Source organism: Streptomyces sp. NPDC037301, from assembly GCF_055602785.1.
The window spans coordinates 201,213-218,393 of sequence record NZ_JBVJWD010000015.1 but is presented as its reverse complement, the minus strand read 5'-3'; the positions used below and the strand labels follow the sequence as shown (position 1 = coordinate 218,393).

Annotated in this window: 15 protein-coding genes, 2 rRNA genes and 1 riboswitch; of the genes, 14 read left to right on the top strand and 3 right to left on the bottom strand. The window is 67.4% G+C overall.

The window, feature by feature from the left end:
• The 12 genes from ACZ7IB_RS24565 to ACZ7IB_RS24510 all read left to right on the top strand — a co-directional run.
• Positions 1 to 73 (top strand): 23S ribosomal RNA (locus ACZ7IB_RS24565); the annotation flags it as partial.
• A 79-nt stretch (positions 74 to 152) separates the two neighbouring features.
• Positions 153 to 269 (top strand): 5S ribosomal RNA (rrf, locus tag ACZ7IB_RS24560).
• A 148-nt stretch (positions 270 to 417) separates the two neighbouring features.
• Positions 418 to 1,026 carry a CDP-alcohol phosphatidyltransferase family protein gene (locus ACZ7IB_RS24555; RefSeq protein WP_470915651.1) on the top strand — a complete coding sequence of 203 codons (609 nt, stop codon included), beginning with the start codon at positions 418 to 420 and terminating at the stop codon, positions 1,024 to 1,026.
• Between the two features lie 114 nt (positions 1,027 to 1,140).
• Entirely contained in the window at positions 1,141 to 3,636 is a 2,496-nt protein-coding gene (locus tag ACZ7IB_RS24550) for a sugar phosphate nucleotidyltransferase (RefSeq protein ID WP_470915649.1), read from the top strand.
• A gap of 98 nt (positions 3,637 to 3,734) precedes the next feature.
• On the top strand, positions 3,735 to 4,658 hold the full coding sequence (locus tag ACZ7IB_RS24545) for a DUF881 domain-containing protein (protein WP_470915647.1): 924 nt from the start codon (positions 3,735 to 3,737) through the stop codon (positions 4,656 to 4,658).
• Entirely contained in the window at positions 4,655 to 4,987 is a 333-nt protein-coding gene (locus tag ACZ7IB_RS24540) for a small basic family protein (RefSeq protein ID WP_003970459.1), read from the top strand. The genes ACZ7IB_RS24545 and ACZ7IB_RS24540 overlap by 4 nt, the downstream gene beginning before the upstream one ends.
• Positions 4,988 to 4,992: 5 nt before the next feature.
• Entirely contained in the window at positions 4,993 to 5,781 is a 789-nt protein-coding gene (locus tag ACZ7IB_RS24535) for a DUF881 domain-containing protein (protein WP_470915645.1), read from the top strand.
• Positions 5,782 to 5,971: 190 nt separating this feature from the next.
• Entirely contained in the window at positions 5,972 to 6,760 is a 789-nt protein-coding gene (locus tag ACZ7IB_RS24530) for an FHA domain-containing protein (RefSeq protein WP_470915643.1), read from the top strand.
• A 17-nt stretch (positions 6,761 to 6,777) separates the two neighbouring features.
• Positions 6,778 to 7,521: a transcriptional regulator FtsR gene (gene ftsR / locus ACZ7IB_RS24525; RefSeq protein ID WP_470915641.1), complete on the top strand. Its 744-nt coding sequence runs from the start codon at positions 6,778 to 6,780 to the stop codon at positions 7,519 to 7,521.
• 53 nt (positions 7,522 to 7,574) lie between these two features.
• Positions 7,575 to 8,048, top strand: coding sequence for a bifunctional nuclease family protein (locus ACZ7IB_RS24520; RefSeq protein ID WP_006123076.1), 474 nt, complete (start codon positions 7,575 to 7,577; stop codon positions 8,046 to 8,048).
• A 168-nt stretch (positions 8,049 to 8,216) separates the two neighbouring features.
• On the top strand, positions 8,217 to 8,834 hold the full coding sequence (locus ACZ7IB_RS24515; protein ID WP_398632447.1) for a MerR family transcriptional regulator: 618 nt from the start codon (positions 8,217 to 8,219) through the stop codon (positions 8,832 to 8,834).
• A gap of 57 nt (positions 8,835 to 8,891) precedes the next feature.
• Positions 8,892 to 10,352: a DNA polymerase IV gene (locus tag ACZ7IB_RS24510; protein WP_470915639.1), complete on the top strand. Its 1,461-nt coding sequence runs from the start codon at positions 8,892 to 8,894 to the stop codon at positions 10,350 to 10,352.
• Here ACZ7IB_RS24510 and ACZ7IB_RS24505 read toward each other — a convergent pair.
• Entirely contained in the window at positions 10,277 to 10,645 is a 369-nt protein-coding gene (locus tag ACZ7IB_RS24505; protein WP_327276384.1) for a PRC-barrel domain-containing protein, read from the bottom strand. The two genes, ACZ7IB_RS24510 and ACZ7IB_RS24505, sit on opposite strands and share 76 nt — an antisense overlap.
• 113 nt (positions 10,646 to 10,758) lie before the next feature.
• Positions 10,759 to 10,855: riboswitch (glycine riboswitch) on the top strand.
• Positions 10,856 to 11,049: 194 nt separating this feature from the next.
• On the opposite strand from ACZ7IB_RS24505, the gene gcvP reads away from it, so the two are divergent.
• Positions 11,050 to 13,935: an aminomethyl-transferring glycine dehydrogenase gene (gene gcvP / locus ACZ7IB_RS24500; protein ID WP_470915637.1), complete on the top strand. Its 2,886-nt coding sequence runs from the start codon at positions 11,050 to 11,052 to the stop codon at positions 13,933 to 13,935.
• 87 nt (positions 13,936 to 14,022) lie between these two features.
• Here gcvP and ACZ7IB_RS24495 read toward each other — a convergent pair whose 3' ends face one another.
• Together ACZ7IB_RS24495 and ACZ7IB_RS24490 are read right to left on the bottom strand one after the other, a co-directional pair.
• Positions 14,023 to 14,229, bottom strand: coding sequence for a DUF5999 family protein (locus tag ACZ7IB_RS24495; RefSeq protein WP_470915635.1), 207 nt, complete (start codon positions 14,227 to 14,229; stop codon positions 14,023 to 14,025).
• Between the two features lie 320 nt (positions 14,230 to 14,549).
• Positions 14,550 to 15,143, bottom strand: coding sequence for a hypothetical protein (locus ACZ7IB_RS24490; protein WP_470915633.1), 594 nt, complete (start codon positions 15,141 to 15,143; stop codon positions 14,550 to 14,552).
• Positions 15,144 to 15,626: 483 nt separating this feature from the next.
• Between ACZ7IB_RS24490 and ACZ7IB_RS24485 the strand changes: the two genes are divergently transcribed.
• Positions 15,627 to 17,132 carry a glutamate-cysteine ligase family protein gene (locus ACZ7IB_RS24485; protein ID WP_470915631.1) on the top strand — a complete coding sequence of 502 codons (1,506 nt, stop codon included), beginning with the start codon at positions 15,627 to 15,629 and terminating at the stop codon, positions 17,130 to 17,132.
• The last annotated feature ends 49 nt before the right edge of the window (positions 17,133 to 17,181 follow it).

Below are 17,181 nucleotides of genomic sequence, written 5' to 3'. Positions count from 1 at the left end.
GTTGATAGGCCAGATGTGGAAGCCCGGTAACGGGTGGAGCTGACTGGTACTAATAGGCCGAGGGCTTGTCCTCAGTTGCTCGCGTCCACTGTGTTAGTTCTGAAATAACGAACGGCCGTGTTGTGTTCCGGTGTTGGTTAATTTCATAGTGTTTCGGTGGTCATTGCGTTAGGGAAACGCCCGGTTACATTCCGAACCCGGAAGCTAAGCCTTTCAGCGCCGATGGTACTGCAGGGGGGACCCTGTGGGAGAGTAGGACGCCGCCGAACTCCTTTTACGGGAAAGCCCCGTGCCCTTGTGGCACGGGGCTTTTCTGCGTTCGCGAGGTCTTGCGTTACCCCTGTGCACCTACCGGCGGTGGCTGAGGGTAAGGTCAGGGGGCATCATTGGCACGTTCTTCACACAGGAGGCCCCCGGGTGGAGGTCCAGGAGACTCGGGTTCAGACGGACCGGGTACTCACCATCCCCAACATCCTCAGCATGGCTCGCCTTGTCGGGGTTCCGCTCTTCCTGTGGCTGATTCTTCGCCCTGTGTTCGGCGGCCCCCAAAGCGATGGCTGGGCTTTGCTGGTGCTGATGTTCAGTGGCATCAGCGACTACCTCGACGGTAAGCTCGCCCGCCGGTGGAACCAGATCAGCAGCCTCGGTCGGCTCCTGGACCCTGCTGCAGACCGCCTCTACATCCTTTCGACCCTCGTCGGTCTGACCTGGCGGGAGATCCTGCCGCTCTGGCTCGCCGCAGCACTTCTGGCCCGCGAGCTGATGCTCCTCGTGATGGTGGGAATCCTTCGCCGCCACGGCTATCCGCCGCCCCAGGTTAACTTTCTGGGGAAGGCTGCCACGTTCAACTTGATGTACGCGTTCCCCTTGTTGCTGCTCAGCGACGGAAGTGGTTGGCTTGCATCGCTGGCCACCATTTTCGGATGGGCGTTCGCAGGTTGGGGTACAACGCTCTATTGGTGGGCAGGGATCCTCTACGTGGTTCAGGTCCGCCGGCTCGTCAAGGCGGATGCAGCAGCCGATTGAGCTCGTTGATGCGGGTGCCGCGCAGTGTGGCCGGCCCGCCGCTGATGACCCAGGTGGTGCCCTGACGGGCGAAGTCGGCTAAACCGTCGTCTCTGCAAGGAGGACGTTTCCGACATGAAGGCCGTCGTGATGGCTGGCGGCGAAGGCACTCGTCTTCGTCCCATGACCTCAAGCATGCCCAAGCCGCTTCTGCCCGTCGCCAATCGGCCGATCATGGAGCATGTGCTTCGGCTGCTCAAGCGGCATGGGCTCAACGAGACCGTCGTAACGGTCCAGTTTCTTGCCTCGTTGGTCAAGAACTACTTCGGGGACGGCGAAGAGCTCGGGATGGAGCTCAGTTATGCCAATGAGGAGAAACCGCTCGGCACCGCGGGGAGCGTGAAGAATGCCGAGGAAGCGCTGAAGGACGACACCTTCCTCGTTATTTCCGGTGACGCGCTCACCGACTTCGATCTCACCGACCTCATCGCCTTCCACAAGGAAAAGGGCGGGCTGGTGACGGTGTGCCTGACCCGTGTGCCGAATCCTCTGGAATTCGGCATCACCATCGTGGACGAGGCGGGCCAGGTCGAGCGTTTCCTGGAGAAGCCGACCTGGGGCCAGGTCTTCTCGGACACCGTCAATACGGGAATCTATGTCATGGAACCCGAGGTGTTCGACTACGTCGAGGCCGACGTCTCCGTGGACTGGTCCGGTGATGTCTTCCCGCAGCTCATGAAGGAAGGAAAGCCCATCTACGGCTATGTTGCCGAGGGCTACTGGGAGGATGTCGGTACCCACGAGAGCTATGTGAAGGCCCAGGCAGACGTTCTTGAGCGCAAGGTCGACGTCGAGATCGACGGCTTCGAGATCTCGCCGGGTGTATGGGTCGCGGAAGGCGCGGACGTACATCCCGACGCGGTACTGCGGGGACCCCTCTACATCGGGGACTACGCAAAGGTCGAAGCCGGAGCGGAGATTCGCGAGCACACGGTCATCGGGTCGAACGTCGTCGTGAAGAGCGGCGCTTTCCTGCACAGGGCAGTGGTTCACGACAACGTCTACATCGGCCAGCACAGCAATCTGCGCGGATGCGTGATCGGTAAGAACACCGACGTCATGCGGGCCGCCCGCATCGAGGACGGCGCGGTCATCGGAGACGAGTGTCTGATCGGTGAAGAATCGATCATTCAGGGCAATGTCCGCGTCTACCCGTTCAAGACCATCGAGGCGGGCGCCTTCGTCAATACCTCGGTGATCTGGGAATCTCGCGGACAGGCCCACCTCTTCGGGGCCCGCGGTGTGTCCGGGATTCTGAACGTCGAGATCACGCCGGAGCTGGCGGTCCGGCTCGCCGGAGCCTATGCCACGACCCTCAAGAAGGGCTCGACGGTCACCACCGCCCGTGACCACTCCCGCGGCGCCCGTGCGCTGAAGAGAGCGGTGATCTCGGCGCTCCAGGCCAGTGCCATCGATGTCCGGGACCTGGAGAACGTACCGCTGCCCGTCGCACGCCAGCAGACCGCGCGGGGCAGCGCCGGTGGGATCATGATCCGTACGTCCCCCGGCGTGTCCGACTCGGTAGACATCATGTTCTTCGACGAGCGGGGCGCGGACCTCTCCCAGGCGCGGCAGCGGAAGCTGGACCGGGTCTACGCACGTCAGGAATACCGCCGTGCCTTCCCGGGGGAGATCGGGGACCTGCACTTCCCGTCCAGCGTCTTCGACTCGTACACCGGATCGCTGCTGCGGAACGTGGACACCGCGGGGATCGCCGACGCGGGTCTCAAGGTTGTCGTCGACGCCTCCAACGGCAGTGCCGGGCTTGTCCTGCCCAGCCTGCTGGGCAGGCTCGGCGTGGACGCATTGACCATCAACCCCGGCCTCGACGAATCACGGCCCACCGAATCCGCCGAGACCCGGCGCTCAGGGCTGGTGCGATTGGGCGAGATCGTCTCCTCGGCACGGGCCGCGTTCGGCGTGCGGTTCGACCCGGTGGGCGAGCGGCTCTCCCTGGTCGACGAACGGGGCAGGATCGTGGAGGACGACCGGGCGCTCCTGGTGATGCTCGACCTCGTGGCGGCCGAGCGGCGCAGCGGGCGGGTGGCACTGCCGGTGACCACGACGCGGGTCGCCGAGCAGGTCGCGGCGTACCACGGCACGCAGGTCGAATGGACGACGACATCGCCCGACGATCTGACGCGTGTGGGACGCGAGGAAGGCACCATCTTCGGTGGAGACGGCCGCGGCGGATTCATCGTTCCCGAATTCAGCAGCGTCTTCGACGGATCGGCTGCTTTCGTAAGACTCATCGGGCTCGTCGCCAGGACCCAGCTCACTCTCAGCCAGATCGATGCCCGTATTCCCCGTGCCCATGTCCTGCGCCGTGATCTGGCCACACCCTGGGCCGTCAAGGGCTTGGTCATGCGGCGGGTCGTGGAGGCCGCCGGTGACCGCAGTGTCGACACGACGGACGGCGTACGGGTCGTGGAGGCCGACGGGCGATGGGTGATGGTGCTGCCGGACCCGGCCGAAGCGGTCACCCATTTGTGGGCTGAGGGCCCGGACGACGCCTCCGCACAGGCGCTGCTGGGCGAATGGGCGGCGGTCGTGGAGAGCGCAGGTCACTGAGGGTTCCACCGGTGTTCCCGGCGGCGTCCAGCGACGCCTTTGGGCACACCGGTGGGGCCATTCGGCGGTAGCAGTGGCGACGTGCGACGATGTGCGGCATGTCGCAGCAGCCCCCCGATCGGAGTACCGCCTCGCCTCCTGCGCGCCCCGACGCGTCCATGTCGCTGCTGACCAATGTGATGGACCACAGCCTGGACGACGGATACGCCGAGGCATCGGCGCGTCGGAAGGCCGACGGGAGCGCGGGCATGCCCCGCACGCTCAAGTCGAGACTCGGCCTCGCCGCATGTCTGGTGCTTGCTGCGCTTGTGGTCACGCTCGGGGCTGCGCAGGCACGTGTCTCCGCGCCGGTCCTCGCCAAGGAGCGCCAGGAGTTGATCGATCGTATCGACGGGGAGACGGCGGCGGCCGACACCCTTGAGTCGCAGGTCGACAAGCTCCGGGACGACGTGGGCAGGCGCCAGCGCAAGGCGTTGGAGAAGCACGGCGGGGACCAGGGGGAGCTGGTGGCACTGCTCGCCGGGGCGACAGCGGTGGAGGGGCCCGGCGTGAAACTCGTCATCGACGACGCCAAGGACACTGACCAGGGCGGTGGCGGGCCGAGGGAGACCAGCGGATTCGCCGACACCGGGCGGGTCCGCGACCGGGACCTGCAACGGGTCGTCAACGGACTCTGGCAGTCCGGTGCGGAAGCGATCGCGATCAACGGGCAGCGTCTGACAGCCCTGTCGGCGATCCGTGCGGCCGGCGACGCCATACTGGTCGACAACAGACCGCTCGTGCCGCCGTACACGCTGCTGGCGGTGGGGAACGGGAAGCAGCTCAGCACCGCATTCCAGGACAGTGCTGACGGCCAGTATCTGCAGGCGCTCAAGGACACCTTCGACATCCGGACGAGCATGTCCGTCCAGGAGAAGGTGAACCTTCCGGTTGCGCCGAGCCTGATCGTACGAACAGCAGAGCCTTATAAGGCCGCAGACACCGGCAGTGGTGCGGCAGACACAGGGAAGGGCACATCGTGATCGCCGTACTGGGCCTCGTCGTGGGAGTCGTGGTCGGACTGTTGGTCCGACCCGAGGTGCCGGCGGTGGTCGAGCCCTATCTTCCGATCGCCGTCGTGGCTGCCCTCGACGCAGTCTTCGGGGGTCTGCGGGCCATGCTCGACGGAATCTTCGTCGACAAGGTGTTCGTCGTGTCGTTCCTGTCGAACGTCGTGGTGGCCGCACTGATCGTGTTCCTGGGCGACAAGCTGGGCGTGGGTGCGCAACTCTCCACCGGTGTGGTGGTCGTGCTCGGGATCCGGATCTTCTCCAACGCCGCGGCCATCCGCCGGCACGTCTTCCGGGCCTGAGGCCGATGAGCAACGAAGAACTTCCCAGCGACATGGGGCGCATCGGCGAGCAGCCGGCCGACGCCGCCAAGCAGCTCACCGGACGTCAGCGGCTGATCGCCGGTCTCTGGCCGCCGCGGATGACGCGAGCCCAACTCATCGTGGCGGTGCTGCTGTTCGTCCTCGGTCTCGGGCTGGCCATTCAGGTGCGCTCGAACAGTGACAACAGCGCACTGCGGGGTGCCCGCCAGGAGGACCTGGTCCGCATTCTCGATGAGTTGGACGACCGAACACAGCGTCTGGAGGACGAGAAGCAGCGCCTCGACGCTCAGCGTACGGAGCTGGAGAACAGCTCCGACCAGGCTGAGGAGGCGCGTAAGCAGACGGTGGAGAAGGAGCGGCAACTCGGTATTCTCGCCGGCACCGTGGCAGCACACGGGCCCGGGATCACGCTCACCGTCAATGACCCGGGAGACGGGATCAAGGCGGACATGCTGCTCGACGCGCTGCAGGAGTTGCGTGCGGCGGGTGCCGAAGCGATCGAGGTCAACGGAGTGAGAGTGGTGGCCAATACGTTCTTCTCCGGTGACGGCGGCAACGTCAAGGTTGACGGCCGTAAGATCACCGCGCCGTACGTGTTCAAGGTGATCGGCAAGCCCCAGGATCTGGAGCCGGCGCTGAACATCCCTGGCGGTGTGGTACAGACACTGGAGAAGGAGCAGGCCACCGTGCATGTGGAGCAGGCCGACGACATCGTCGTGGACGTCTTGCGACCGGCGAAGCGGCCTGACTACGCTCGGTCGTCATCCTCGTGAGGCCGCGCCATGGAGGGGTCGAAGGACACGGGCAGGAGGTTGCGGGGGGTCGCCGCATCGTAATGGTGGTGCGTGGTGGAAACTGTCGAGTGGATACGGACGTTGTGAAGATGTCCGGGTCGGCAGGTGTGTTCGTTCAGGGTTCGTCCTGCCCCACGGGCGGGTCTATTTCGGTCAAGGGGAATCGCCCGTGAAGTTGTTTGGGAAGTTGTTCGGCAAGAGCGCTCGCGATGAAGCTGCCCGCCATCGCGCACCGCGCCATGGCCAGGCGGAGGAGCAGGGCTCGGAGCGCCCGCTCTTCCGCGATCAGATGTCCGGTTCGGGCAGTGACAACTCGGGCGCTTCCGGCGCGTCGTCTGTTGACCCTGCCGGTGCCGGCCGCATAGGTTTCTCAGAACCGTCAACCTCAAGTACGGGTGGAGGGTTCACCCCGAGGCAGGAGGTTTCGTCCATGCCGGTCTGTACGAGGTGCGGGCATCGTAACGCCGAGGCCAGTCGCTTCTGCTCCAACTGCGGTGCGCCGCTGAGGGGTGGAATTCCCGAGCGTGCCTCGGAGACGACCTCGACCATCTCCATCTCGGGTCTTGAGGCATACGAGGCGGAGGCCACCGGGCAGACGCCCGTACCGTCCCTCTCGTCCGAGGCGCAGGCCGCAGTCGATGCTCTTCCGCTCGGCTCGGCACTCCTGGTGGTGCGACGTGGGCCGAACTCCGGCAGCCGCTTCCTGCTGGACGGTGAGCTGACCACGGCCGGCCGCCATCCGCAGAGCGACATCTTCCTCGACGACGTGACGGTGTCGCGGCGGCATGTGGAGTTCCGCAGGAGCCCCGACGGCAGCTTCACGGTCGGGGACGTGGGCAGCCTGAACGGCACCTATGTCAACCGCGAGCGCATCGACTCCGTCGCCCTGTCCAACGGTGACGAAGTGCAGATCGGCAAGTACCGGCTGGTCTTCTACGCGAGCCAGCGGGGCATCTGACCCGTCAGGGAAGGTCCATGCTGAGAACACCGACGGGCGGTGCCGGTCACGGCACCGCCACCGCCGACGACCGCCCGATGAGCATCGGCACGGTGCTCCTGCAACTCCGGGACGAGTTTCCCGAAGTCACGATCTCCAAGATTCGCTTCCTGGAGGCCGAGGGTCTCGTCGAGCCGCAGCGGACCCCCTCCGGCTACCGCAAATTCCGTGGGGCGGACGTGGAGCGGCTGGCTCAGGTGCTACGTATGCAGCGGGACCACTACCTCCCGCTGAAGGTCATCCGAGAGCATCTGGATGCCCTCGCCCGTGGCGAACAGTCCACGCTGCCGTCCGGGGGCGACCCGCGGGATCTGACCGACGGCGGCTGGGACGCCGGCTCCGGACGGGCGACTGCGGCCCGTATCGGCCGTGCCGAGCTGCTGGCGGCCGCCGAGGTCACCGAGAGCGACCTGGACGAGTGGGAGTCGTACGGCCTGGTCGCTCCGACTGCCGAGGGCGGTTACGACGCGGAAATGGTCACGGTGGCCAAGCTTGTGGCGGATCTGGGTCGATTCGGTCTGGAACCGCGTCACCTGCGTGCCATTCGGGCGGCCGCGGACCGTGAGGCGGGACTCATCGAGCAGGTGGTCGCGCCCCTGCGGCGGCACCGGAATCCGCAGACCAGAGCGCATGCCGAGGCCACCGCGAGGGAGCTCGCAGAGTTGTCCGTACGGCTTCATTCGGCGCTTGTGCAGACCGCTCTGCGGGTCCGGCTCCACTGATCACGTCGGTGCCCGACTACCCAAACCTGCCGAGCACGTCCTAGGGTTGCTGTGTGAACGAGCTCGACGTTGTGGGTGTCCGGGTGGAAATGCCCTCCAACCAACCGATCGTGCTCCTGCGTGAAGTGGGAGGCGACCGGTACCTCCCCATTTGGATCGGTCCTGGTGAGGCGACCGCGATCGCCTTCGCCCAGCAGGGCATGGCTCCGGCCAGGCCGCTGACCCATGATCTCTTCAAGGATGTGCTCGAGGCCGTCGGCCAGGAGCTCACCGAGGTCCGTATCACGGACCTGCGGGAAGGGGTCTTCTACGCGGAGCTGGTCTTCGCCAGTGGGGTCGAGGTGAGCGCGCGGCCGTCCGACGCCATAGCGCTTGCACTTCGCACCGGGACGCCGATCTACGGCAGTGACGGGGTGCTCGACGATGCAGGTATCGCCATCCCGGACGAGCAGGAGGACGAGGTGGAGAAGTTCCGCGAGTTCCTCGACCAGATCTCACCGGAGGACTTCGGTACCAACAGTCAGTAACCGTTCTACGGGGTCGCAGTCAGCGCATCCGACAAGCCCTTCCCGCTCGCAAGACACGGGAAACCACTCTCAGGGTGATTATCACTCGGCGTGCCGAGTGTGGCGATCGTTGACGCACCCCGAGTGACTGCCTACCTTCGAGATGGCAGGTCAAGGACGGAGGTCGGCGTGAGAAGCAGCGGCGACGGTACGGCAGCGGGTGGGCCGTATCCGCAGCAGGGGAGTACAGCCGGCCACACCATCAGGCAACCGGTTAAACCGGCGGCGGTGGCGGGGGGCGGCGTGGCATCGGCCAACGACATCGGTTATCGCGGGCCGACAGCTTGCGCGGCCGCGGGGATCACCTATCGGCAGCTCGACTACTGGGCGCGCACGGGGCTGGTCGAGCCGAGCGTGCGTCCGGCATACGGCTCGGGCACACAGCGGCTCTACAGCTTCCGGGACGTCGTCCTGCTGAAGATCGTGAAGCGTTTCCTGGACACGGGCGTCGCCCTGCAGAACATCCGCACCACGGTTCAGCATCTGCGGGCCCGCGGATTCCAGGATCTTGAGCGGATGACGCTGATGAGCGACGGGGCGACGGTCTACGAGTGCTCCTCGCCCGACGAGGTCGTCGATCTGCTCCAGGGCGGCCAGGGGGTCTTCGGTATCGCCGTGGGTGTGGTGTGGCAGGACGTCGACGCCGCCCTGTCGCAGCTGCACGGTGAGCGGGTGGACACCGGCGAGACGCTGGTCGGGAACAACCCCACCGATGAGCTTGCGCGTCGACGCAACCGTGCCGGCTGACCCGGCCTGGGAATCGGGCGCGGCGATTGTCAGTGCCGTAGGGCAGCATCGATTGATGTGAGAGCCGCGCCCACCATCCTGCATCTGGACATGGATGCCTTCTACGCCTCTGCCGAGCAGGCGGCGAAGCCCAGCCTGCGCGGCAAACCGGTCGTGGTGGGCGGGCTGGGACCGCGCGGAGTCGTCGCCACCGCGTCGTACGAGGCACGGCGCTTCGGGGTGCACTCGGCGATGCCCACGGCGCAGGCGCGGCGGCTGGCTCCCAACGCGGCCTATCTGGTGCCCCGCTTCCTGCTGTACCGGACGGTCAGTGACCAGGTGATGGAGCTGCTGGCGCGGCTCTCCCCGCTGGTGGAGCCGCTCAGCCTGGACGAGGCTTTTGTGGACCTCGAAGCGGGTGGCACGGCCGATGACGCCGCTTCCGCGCTGGAGATCGGTGAGCAGCTGCGTACGGCCATCAAGGCGGTGACAGGGCTCACCGGCTCGGTTGGGCTCGCCGGTTCCAAGATGCTGGCCAAGATCGCTTCGGAGGAGGCGAAACCGAACGGGCTGCTGCTCATAGAGCCGGGGACGGAACGGGAACTGCTCGCGCCCATGTCGGTACGGATACTCCCCGGCGTCGGGCCCGCGACGGCGGACCATCTGCGCCGCGCCGGGATGACGACGGTCAACGACCTGGTCGAGGCGGGTGAGGCGGAGCTCGTACGCCTGCTGGGAAAGGCGCACGGCGGCTCGCTGCACCGCATGGCGTTCGGGTACGACGACCGGCCCGTGGTCGCGGAGCGGGACGCGAAATCGGTGTCGGTCGAGGACACCTTCGACGCGGATCTGCACGACCGGGTGCGGGTCAGGGCAGAGGTGGAACGGCTGGCTGACCGATGCGTCCAGCGACTGCGGGGCGCGGGGCGGTCCGGGCGGACGGTGGTGCTGAAGGTACGGCGGTACGACTTCTCCACGCTCACGAGGTCCGAGACGCTGCGTGGGCCCACGGACGACCCCACGGTGGTCCGGGAGGCCGCCGCACGGCTCCTGGAGGCCGTTGACACCACCGGAGGAGTACGGCTCCTGGGGGTGGGCGTCACGGGGCTTGCCGACTACACGCAGGAAGACCTCTTCGCCCAGGCCGCCGGTGAGCAGGCCGCAACCGGGGAAGCCGCCGAGGAGGAGACAGCGGTGGGGGGCGACGGGGACAAGCCGGTGGACGGTGCGCGGGAGGAGGTCCAGGAGACCGCCGAGCAGCTCGCCGCGCGGCGTTGGCCCGCCGGACACGACGTACGTCATGACACCTACGGCTATGGCTGGGTGCAGGGCAGCGGTGTCGGCCGGGTGACGGTGCGGTTCGAGGAACCCGAATCGGCGCCCGGCCGGGTGCGTACGTTCCGCATCGACGATCCGGAACTGCAACCGGCCGATCCGCTGCCGCTGGTGCGGAACCCGGTGGACTACTCGTCCTGGCCGGCCAGTCTGCCGAAGTCCCTGTCCGGGCCGGTCTCCTCGGGCGGGGAGTCCAGACCGTAGTGCCGGTAGAGCTGGAGCTCCTGTTCCGGTGAGAGATGGCGGCCTACGCCGAAGTCTGGCGCGTCCTTGATCAGCGCACGGTCGAAGGGGACGCGGAGCGAATCCTCCACGAATTCGCTGGGTTCCAGCGGGACGAACGCGTCCCGGCTGAACAGTCCGGTACGTACGGCCGCCCACTCGGGCACACCGGTCGCGTCGTCGAGGTACACCTCGTCCACGGTTCCGATCTTGGTGCCCTTGCGGTCGAACGCTTTGCGGCCGATCAGGCTGCGCGGATCGATGTCGGTCTGCACGGTCCCTCCCACTGGTCGCGGCTACTCCACAAGCACTACAGAAGTGCAGATCCGGGGGGTTGGCCACTCGAGAATTCCGCCGCGAACCCCGCTGGTAGGCTGGTGATGGCTGCTGACCCCGTGCGGGAGAGTCCTCCGGAGCGAATCCGAAGGCGCCGAAGGAGCAAATCCTCCCCGGAATCTCTCAGGCCCCCGTACCGCACGGACGAGGTCACTCTGGAAAGCAGGGCGGGTTTCGTGCGGCCGAGTGCCGGTACGGTTCCCTTCCTCACCGACGGTGAAAGCTGGTACGCCGCAGGGCGCGCCGGTGAAGCTCTCAGGTTGAGATGACAGAGGGGGAGGCCGTTCGGGCACCCGCGCCGTGGTGCCCCTCGCAGGTCGTGACAGACCAGGAGGCCTCCACCATGACCCCCCGTCGCACTCCGCTCTCCCAGCTGGAGCAGGGCATTCCGTTCGAACAGCGCCACATCGGTCCCGATGCCGAGGCGCAGTCGAAGATGCTCGCTCAGATCGGTTACGGCTCGCTGGACGAGCTGACCGCGGCAGCGGTGCCCGATGTCATCAAGAGCGCGGAGGCGCTGCAGCTGCCGACCGCCCGCACCGAGGCCGAGGTCCTGGCGGAGCTGCGCTCCCTCGCCGACCGCAACCAGGTGCTGGCCCCGATGATCGGGCTCGGCTACTACGGCACCTTCACCCCGCCGGTGATCCTCCGCAACGTCATGGAGAACCCCGCCTGGTACACGGCCTACACGCCGTACCAGCCGGAGATCTCGCAGGGCCGCCTGGAGGCGCTCCTCAATTTCCAGACGATGGTCGCCGAGCTGACCGGGCTGCCCACCTCAGGCGCCTCGCTGCTCGACGAAGGCACCGCAGCCGCCGAGGCCATGGCGCTCTCGCGGCGTGTCGGCAAGGTCAAGAACGGTGTCTTCCTGGTCGACGCCGATGTCCTGCCGCAGACGATCGCCGTCATCGAGACCCGCGCTGAGCCGACCGGTGTCGAGGTCGTCGTCGCCGACCTCTCCGACGGCATCCCGGCGGAGATCGCCGAGCGCGGCGTCTTCGGTGTCCTGGTGCAGTACCCGGGCGCCTCCGGGGCGGTACGGAACATCAAGCCCGTCATCGAGCAGGCCCACGAGCTCGGTGCGATCGTCACGGTCGCCGCCGATCTGCTGGCCCTGACCCTGCTCACCTCACCGGGCGACCTGGGCGCGGACATCGCGGTCGGTACCACGCAGCGCTTCGGTGTACCGATGGGTTTCGGGGGACCGCACGCAGGCTTCATGGCCGTACGCGAGAAGTTCGCCCGCAGCCTGCCGGGCCGCCTCGTCGGTGTTTCCGTCGACGCGGACGGCAGCAAGGCATATCGGCTGGCCCTGCAGACCCGCGAGCAGCACATCCGCCGCGAGAAGGCCACCAGCAACATCTGTACCGCTCAGGTGCTGCTCGCCGTCATGGCCGGGATGTACGCCGTCTACCACGGCCCGGACGGGCTGCGGACGATCGCTCAGCGCACCCACCGCTATGCGACGATCCTGGCCGAGGGCCTGCGCGCCTCCGGTATCGACGTCGTGACCGGTGCCTACTTCGACACCCTCACCGTGCGTGTCCCGGGGAAGGCCGCCGATGTCGTGGCCGACGCGCGCGAGCGCGGTGTCAATCTGCGGCTCGTCGACGCAGACCTGGTCTCCCTCGCCTGCGACGAGACCAGCACGCGTAAGCAGATCGCCGCCGTCTGGGCCGCGTTCGGTGCCGACGGGGACATCGAGGCACTGGACGCCGCGACCGCCGACGCGCTGCCCGAGGGCCTGCTGCGCACCGACGAGATCCTCACCCACCCGGTCTTCCACCAGCACCGTTCCGAGACCGCGATGCTGCGCTACCTGCGCAAGCTCGCCGACCGGGACTACGCCCTGGACCGCGGAATGATCCCGCTCGGCTCCTGCACCATGAAGCTGAACGCGACCACCGAGATGGAGTCGATCACCTGGCCCGAGTTCGGCGCCCTGCACCCCTTCGCGCCGGCCGAGCAGGCGCAGGGCTTCCTCACCCTCATCCGTGAGCTTGAGGAGCGCCTCGCCGAGGTCACCGGGTACGACGCGGTCTCGATCCAGCCGAACGCCGGATCGCAGGGCGAGTTCGCCGGCCTCCTGGCCGTGCGTGCGTACCACCGGGCCAACGGCGACGACCAGCGGACCATCTGCCTCATCCCGTCCTCCGCGCACGGCACCAACGCCGCCAGCGCCGTGATGGCCGGCATGAAGGTCGTCGTGGTGAAGACTGCCGACGACGGCGAGGTCGACATCGAGGACCTGCGCGCCAAGATCGAGAAGCACCGCGACGAGCTCGCCGTGCTCATGATCACGTACCCGTCGACGCACGGTGTGTTCGAGGAGCACGTCGCCGACATCTGCGCCGAGGTGCACGACGCCGGCGGTCAGGTCTACGTCGACGGTGCCAACCTCAACGCGCTGGTCGGCCTCGCCAAGCCGGGACGGTTCGGCGGCGACGTCTCGCACCTGAACCTGCACAAGACCTTCTGCATCCCGCATGGCGGCGGCGGTCCCGGCGTCGGCCCGGTCGGTGTCCGCGCGCACCTCGCGCCCTACCTGCCGAACCACCCGCTGCAGCCTGCGGCGGGCCCCGAGACCGGTGTCGGACCGATCTCCGCCGCTCCGTGGGGCTCGGCCGGTATTCTCCCCATCTCCTGGGCGTACGTACGCCTGATGGGCGGGGAGGGCCTGAAGCGTGCGACGCAGGTTGCCGTACTCGCCGCCAACTACATCGCCAAGCGTCTCGAACCGCACTACCCGATCCTGTACAACGGCCCGGCCGGGCTCGTCGCGCACGAGTGCATCGTGGACCTGCGGCCGATCTCCAAGGCCACCGGCGTCAGCGTCGACGACATAGCCAAGCGTCTGATCGACTACGGCTTCCACTCGCCGACCATGTCGTTCCCTGTCGCCGGGACGCTGATGATCGAGCCGACCGAGAGCGAGAACCTCGCGGAGCTCGACCGATTCTGCGACACGATGATCGCCATTCGTGGCGAGGTCGAGAAGGTGGCCTCCGGCGAGTGGAGCGCGGACGACAACCCGCTGAGCAACGCTCCGCACACCGCGGCGATGCTGGGCGGGGAGTGGGACCACGGCTACAGCCGTGAGGTGGCGGTCTTCCCGGCCGGAGTCTCGGCCGCCGACAAGTACTGGCCGCCGGTGCGCCGGATCGACGGTGCCTTCGGTGACCGCAACCTCGTCTGCTCCTGCCCGCCGCTGGACGAGTACGACAACTGAGGCATGAGCGGTAGGGCGTGACGCGGACATGCGTCGGGGCCGGTGCGGAGAGTTCTCCGGGCCGGCCCCAGTTCGTACCGGCCGCGGTCAGGCGGCCTTCACCACCCGGCCGGTCTGCAGGGGCCGGTGCGGGGCGATGATCTGCCCGTCCGGGAGCAGCTCACCGGTGTCCTCGAAGAGCAGGACGCCGTTGCACAGCAGGCTCCAGCCCTGTTCCGGATGGTGTGCCGTCAGGCGGGCGGCTTCCCGGTCGGCTGAGTCGGCGGTCGGGCATGGTGGCTGGTGCTGGCACATGGATGGGTTCTTTCGCTGCGTTGTGGTGAATGTCCTGCGGCTTGATGAGGTGTTCATGGCCGCCCCCCGTATCGATCGGTCCGGTCCCAGTGTTGCCCCACGGGCGTCAATCCGCAGGGATTTCGCAGCAGCACTCCTCCTTACTCCAAGGACGTGTCACCCGGCCGGACGGTTCACCGCAACTGCACTGTCACTTCGGGTGGTTCGGGGTGGCCGGACCGGGCTAGTCCAGATGGGCAGGATGTGCGCCCCGCAGCACTGTGCCCCACCACCAGGGAGGGTGGCGGGACACAGCGCGGTGATGTGGGGTGCGGCCGTCGTCAGGCCGGTGATCCGAGCAGGGGGCCGGTGCCCGGGGTGATGCGCAGCGTCATCACGCGGAGCAGATCGGCGACCCGGTGTGGTCGATGCGCCGCGATACCCGGCGGTGCGGGTGCCAGCGGTACCAGGAGATCGGCGGGGGCAAGTGCCCCGCCGGAGGCGTCGGCCTCGGTGTCGGCGTGCAGCCACAGCGCCAGCATGTAGAGCTCCGGGATGGACAGCAGCCGTGGCTGGTAGTGCGGTGTCACCGTCTCGGCCTGGCGCACGGCGAGTTCGGTCGAGGCGATGTAGGGGCCCTCGAAGAAGTGCGAGAAGGTCCAGCCGTCCGGAGTGAGCATGGTGTCTGCCGCGGCGACGGCCTGCTCCGAGCTGCGGATCAGGAACCGCCACGCGGCAAGCCGGGTGACGGGTGCGAGCCCGCTCGGGCCGATCCGCTCCAGTACATGGACGGGGAGCGGGAGTTCGGGGCTCAGTGGTCCCTGGGCGGCTCGGAGGGCAGGTGTGCGGGCCTCGCGGACTGCGGTGGGTGAACCGAGTGCCGCGAGAACGCTGCGCAGAGCGGGCGCGGGAGCCGGAGGAACATGCAGCGGCATAGTGGGTCGCCTCTCACTTCGGAGACACGGTGATGCGTGGGCGGGTGCAGACGGCGCTGTCGGCGTGCGGGGCCAGAGGAGGCCGGTGACTGGGCCGGTGCGTCAACTCTCTGCCTCGTCCGCGAAGTTTATACGACACGTGTTCACGCAGTGATTCCACTAGCCGTCGCAGGTATTGCCGACAAGGCGGTATCAGGACTTTATTATGCGGAGATTCTGCTGATTCGTCGTCAGCGGCGCAGCCACCGCCAGGGGTTTTTCCCTGGACGCGGTCGGCCGAAACGCGTCGGCGTTTTCACCACGCGCCGGGCGGCGGAAACTGCGCACTGCACCATGCCGAGGGAATGTGCCCCGGACGGCTGCCCTCAGATTACTTGGTGCGCGGCGTTCGCGGGGCGTTATGGATCACCCGGCCTGGGCATTATCGATCGTGACGCGAGCGGCCTGGGCCGCGGGCCGCCCACTCGAGGGAGGGACGCTTCGATGGGGGAGAAGGTCGTGGCGGGCGCCTTTGATCTGTCCGATCGGCAGAGGTACCGGAGGAAGCTCCACCAGTGCCTGGAGGGGCTGGAGAGGCTCCTGGCAGAGCGGAGGTTCGACCGCCCCCGCAACCTCATGGGCATGGAGATCGAGCTGAATCTGGCAGGCTCCGACGGCATGCCGAAGATGATGAATGGGGAGGTGCTCCCGCGCATCGCGAGCCGTGATTTCCAGACCGAACTCGGGATGTTCAATTTGGAGGTGAACATAGTCCCGCACCACCTGGACGGACGCGTTTTCGATCAGCTGGCGGAAGAGCTCAGGACTGGCCTTGGATATGCCCATCGGAAGGCGGGCGAGGTCGATGCCGGGATCATGATGATCGGAATTCTGCCCACCCTGGGCCGTCAGGACCTCGTTGCGGCGAACCTCTCGGACGTGGACCGCTACGCACTGCTGAATGATCAAATGGTGGCTGCGCGGGGCGAGGATTTCTCCCTCGATATCCAAGGCGTGGAACGATTGGTCTCCACCTCCTCCTCGATCACTCCCGAGGCCGCCTGCACATCGGTCCAGCTGCATCTGCAGGTGACACCGGCGCGCTTCGCGGCCGTATGGAACGCGGCCCAGGCTGTCGCCGGGGTCCAGATCGCCCTTGGTGCCAACTCGCCCTTCCTGTTCGGCAGGGAGCTGTGGCGGGAATCGCGGCCGCCGCTCTTCCAACAGGCCACGGACACCAGGCCGCCCGAACTCCAGAACCAGGGGGTGCGGCCCAGGACCTGGTTCGGCGAGCGGTGGGTTGGTTCGGCGTACGAGCTCTTCGGGGAGAATCTGCGCTACTTCCCGCCGCTGCTGCCGATCTGTGACAAGGAGGACCCGCTGCGGGTGCTCGACGAGGGCGGGGTGCCGCGGCTGCAGGAGCTCGTGCTCCACAACGGTACGGTCTACCGCTGGAACCGGCCCGTGTACGGACTGGCCGACGGCGTACCCCATCTGCGGGTGGAGAACCGGGTCCTGCCCGCCGGCCCCACGGTCACCGATGTGATCGCCAACGCCGCCCTCTACTACGGGCTCGTGCGGGCGCTCGCCGAAGAATCCCGTCCGGTGTGGACCAGGCTCCCGTTCGCAGCAGCGGCCGAGAACTTCGACACCGCCTGCCGCCACGGCATCGACGCGGAGCTGATCTGGCCCCGTCCCGGCCGTTCGGGCGGGCTGACCCGGGTGCCGGCGGTCAAGCTCGTACGGGACGAACTGCTGCCGCTGGCCGCTGCGGGGCTCGATGCCTGGAACATCGAGCCCGCGGACCGCGACCGCTACCTCGGGGTCATCGAGGAGCGCTGCAAGCGGCGGGTGAATGGAGCGTCCTGGCAGGTGGACACCTACCACCGGGCACGGGAGGCCGGACTCGACCGGCATGCGGCATTGGCCGCGACCACCCGTCGGTACGCCGAGCTGATGCACAGCGGCGACCCCGTGCACAGCTGGCCGACGGGTGTCCCCGCACTGTGACCCGCTGTGGCGGGCGCCGACAACCGCTGCCGTTCCTGACCGCGCCGAG

Bases quoted from the DNA above. Each gene is read 5' to 3' on its own strand.
- ACZ7IB_RS24490 (WP_470915633.1), bottom strand. From the start codon at position 15,143: ATGCCGCTGCATGTTCCTCCGGCTCCCGCGCCCGCTCTGCGCAGCGTT.
- gcvP (WP_470915637.1), top strand. From the start codon at position 11,050: ATGACCCCCCGTCGCACTCCGCTCTCCCAGCTGGAGCAGGGCATTCCG.
- ftsR (WP_470915641.1), top strand. From the start codon at position 6,778: ATGCTGAGAACACCGACGGGCGGTGCCGGTCACGGCACCGCCACCGCC.
- ACZ7IB_RS24550 (WP_470915649.1), top strand. From the start codon at position 1,141: ATGAAGGCCGTCGTGATGGCTGGCGGCGAAGGCACTCGTCTTCGTCCC.
- ACZ7IB_RS24485 (WP_470915631.1), top strand. From the start codon at position 15,627: ATGGGGGAGAAGGTCGTGGCGGGCGCCTTTGATCTGTCCGATCGGCAG.
- ACZ7IB_RS24495 (WP_470915635.1), bottom strand. From the start codon at position 14,229: ATGTGCCAGCACCAGCCACCATGCCCGACCGCCGACTCAGCCGACCGG.
- ACZ7IB_RS24545 (WP_470915647.1), top strand. From the start codon at position 3,735: ATGTCGCAGCAGCCCCCCGATCGGAGTACCGCCTCGCCTCCTGCGCGC.
- ACZ7IB_RS24535 (WP_470915645.1), top strand. From the start codon at position 4,993: ATGAGCAACGAAGAACTTCCCAGCGACATGGGGCGCATCGGCGAGCAG.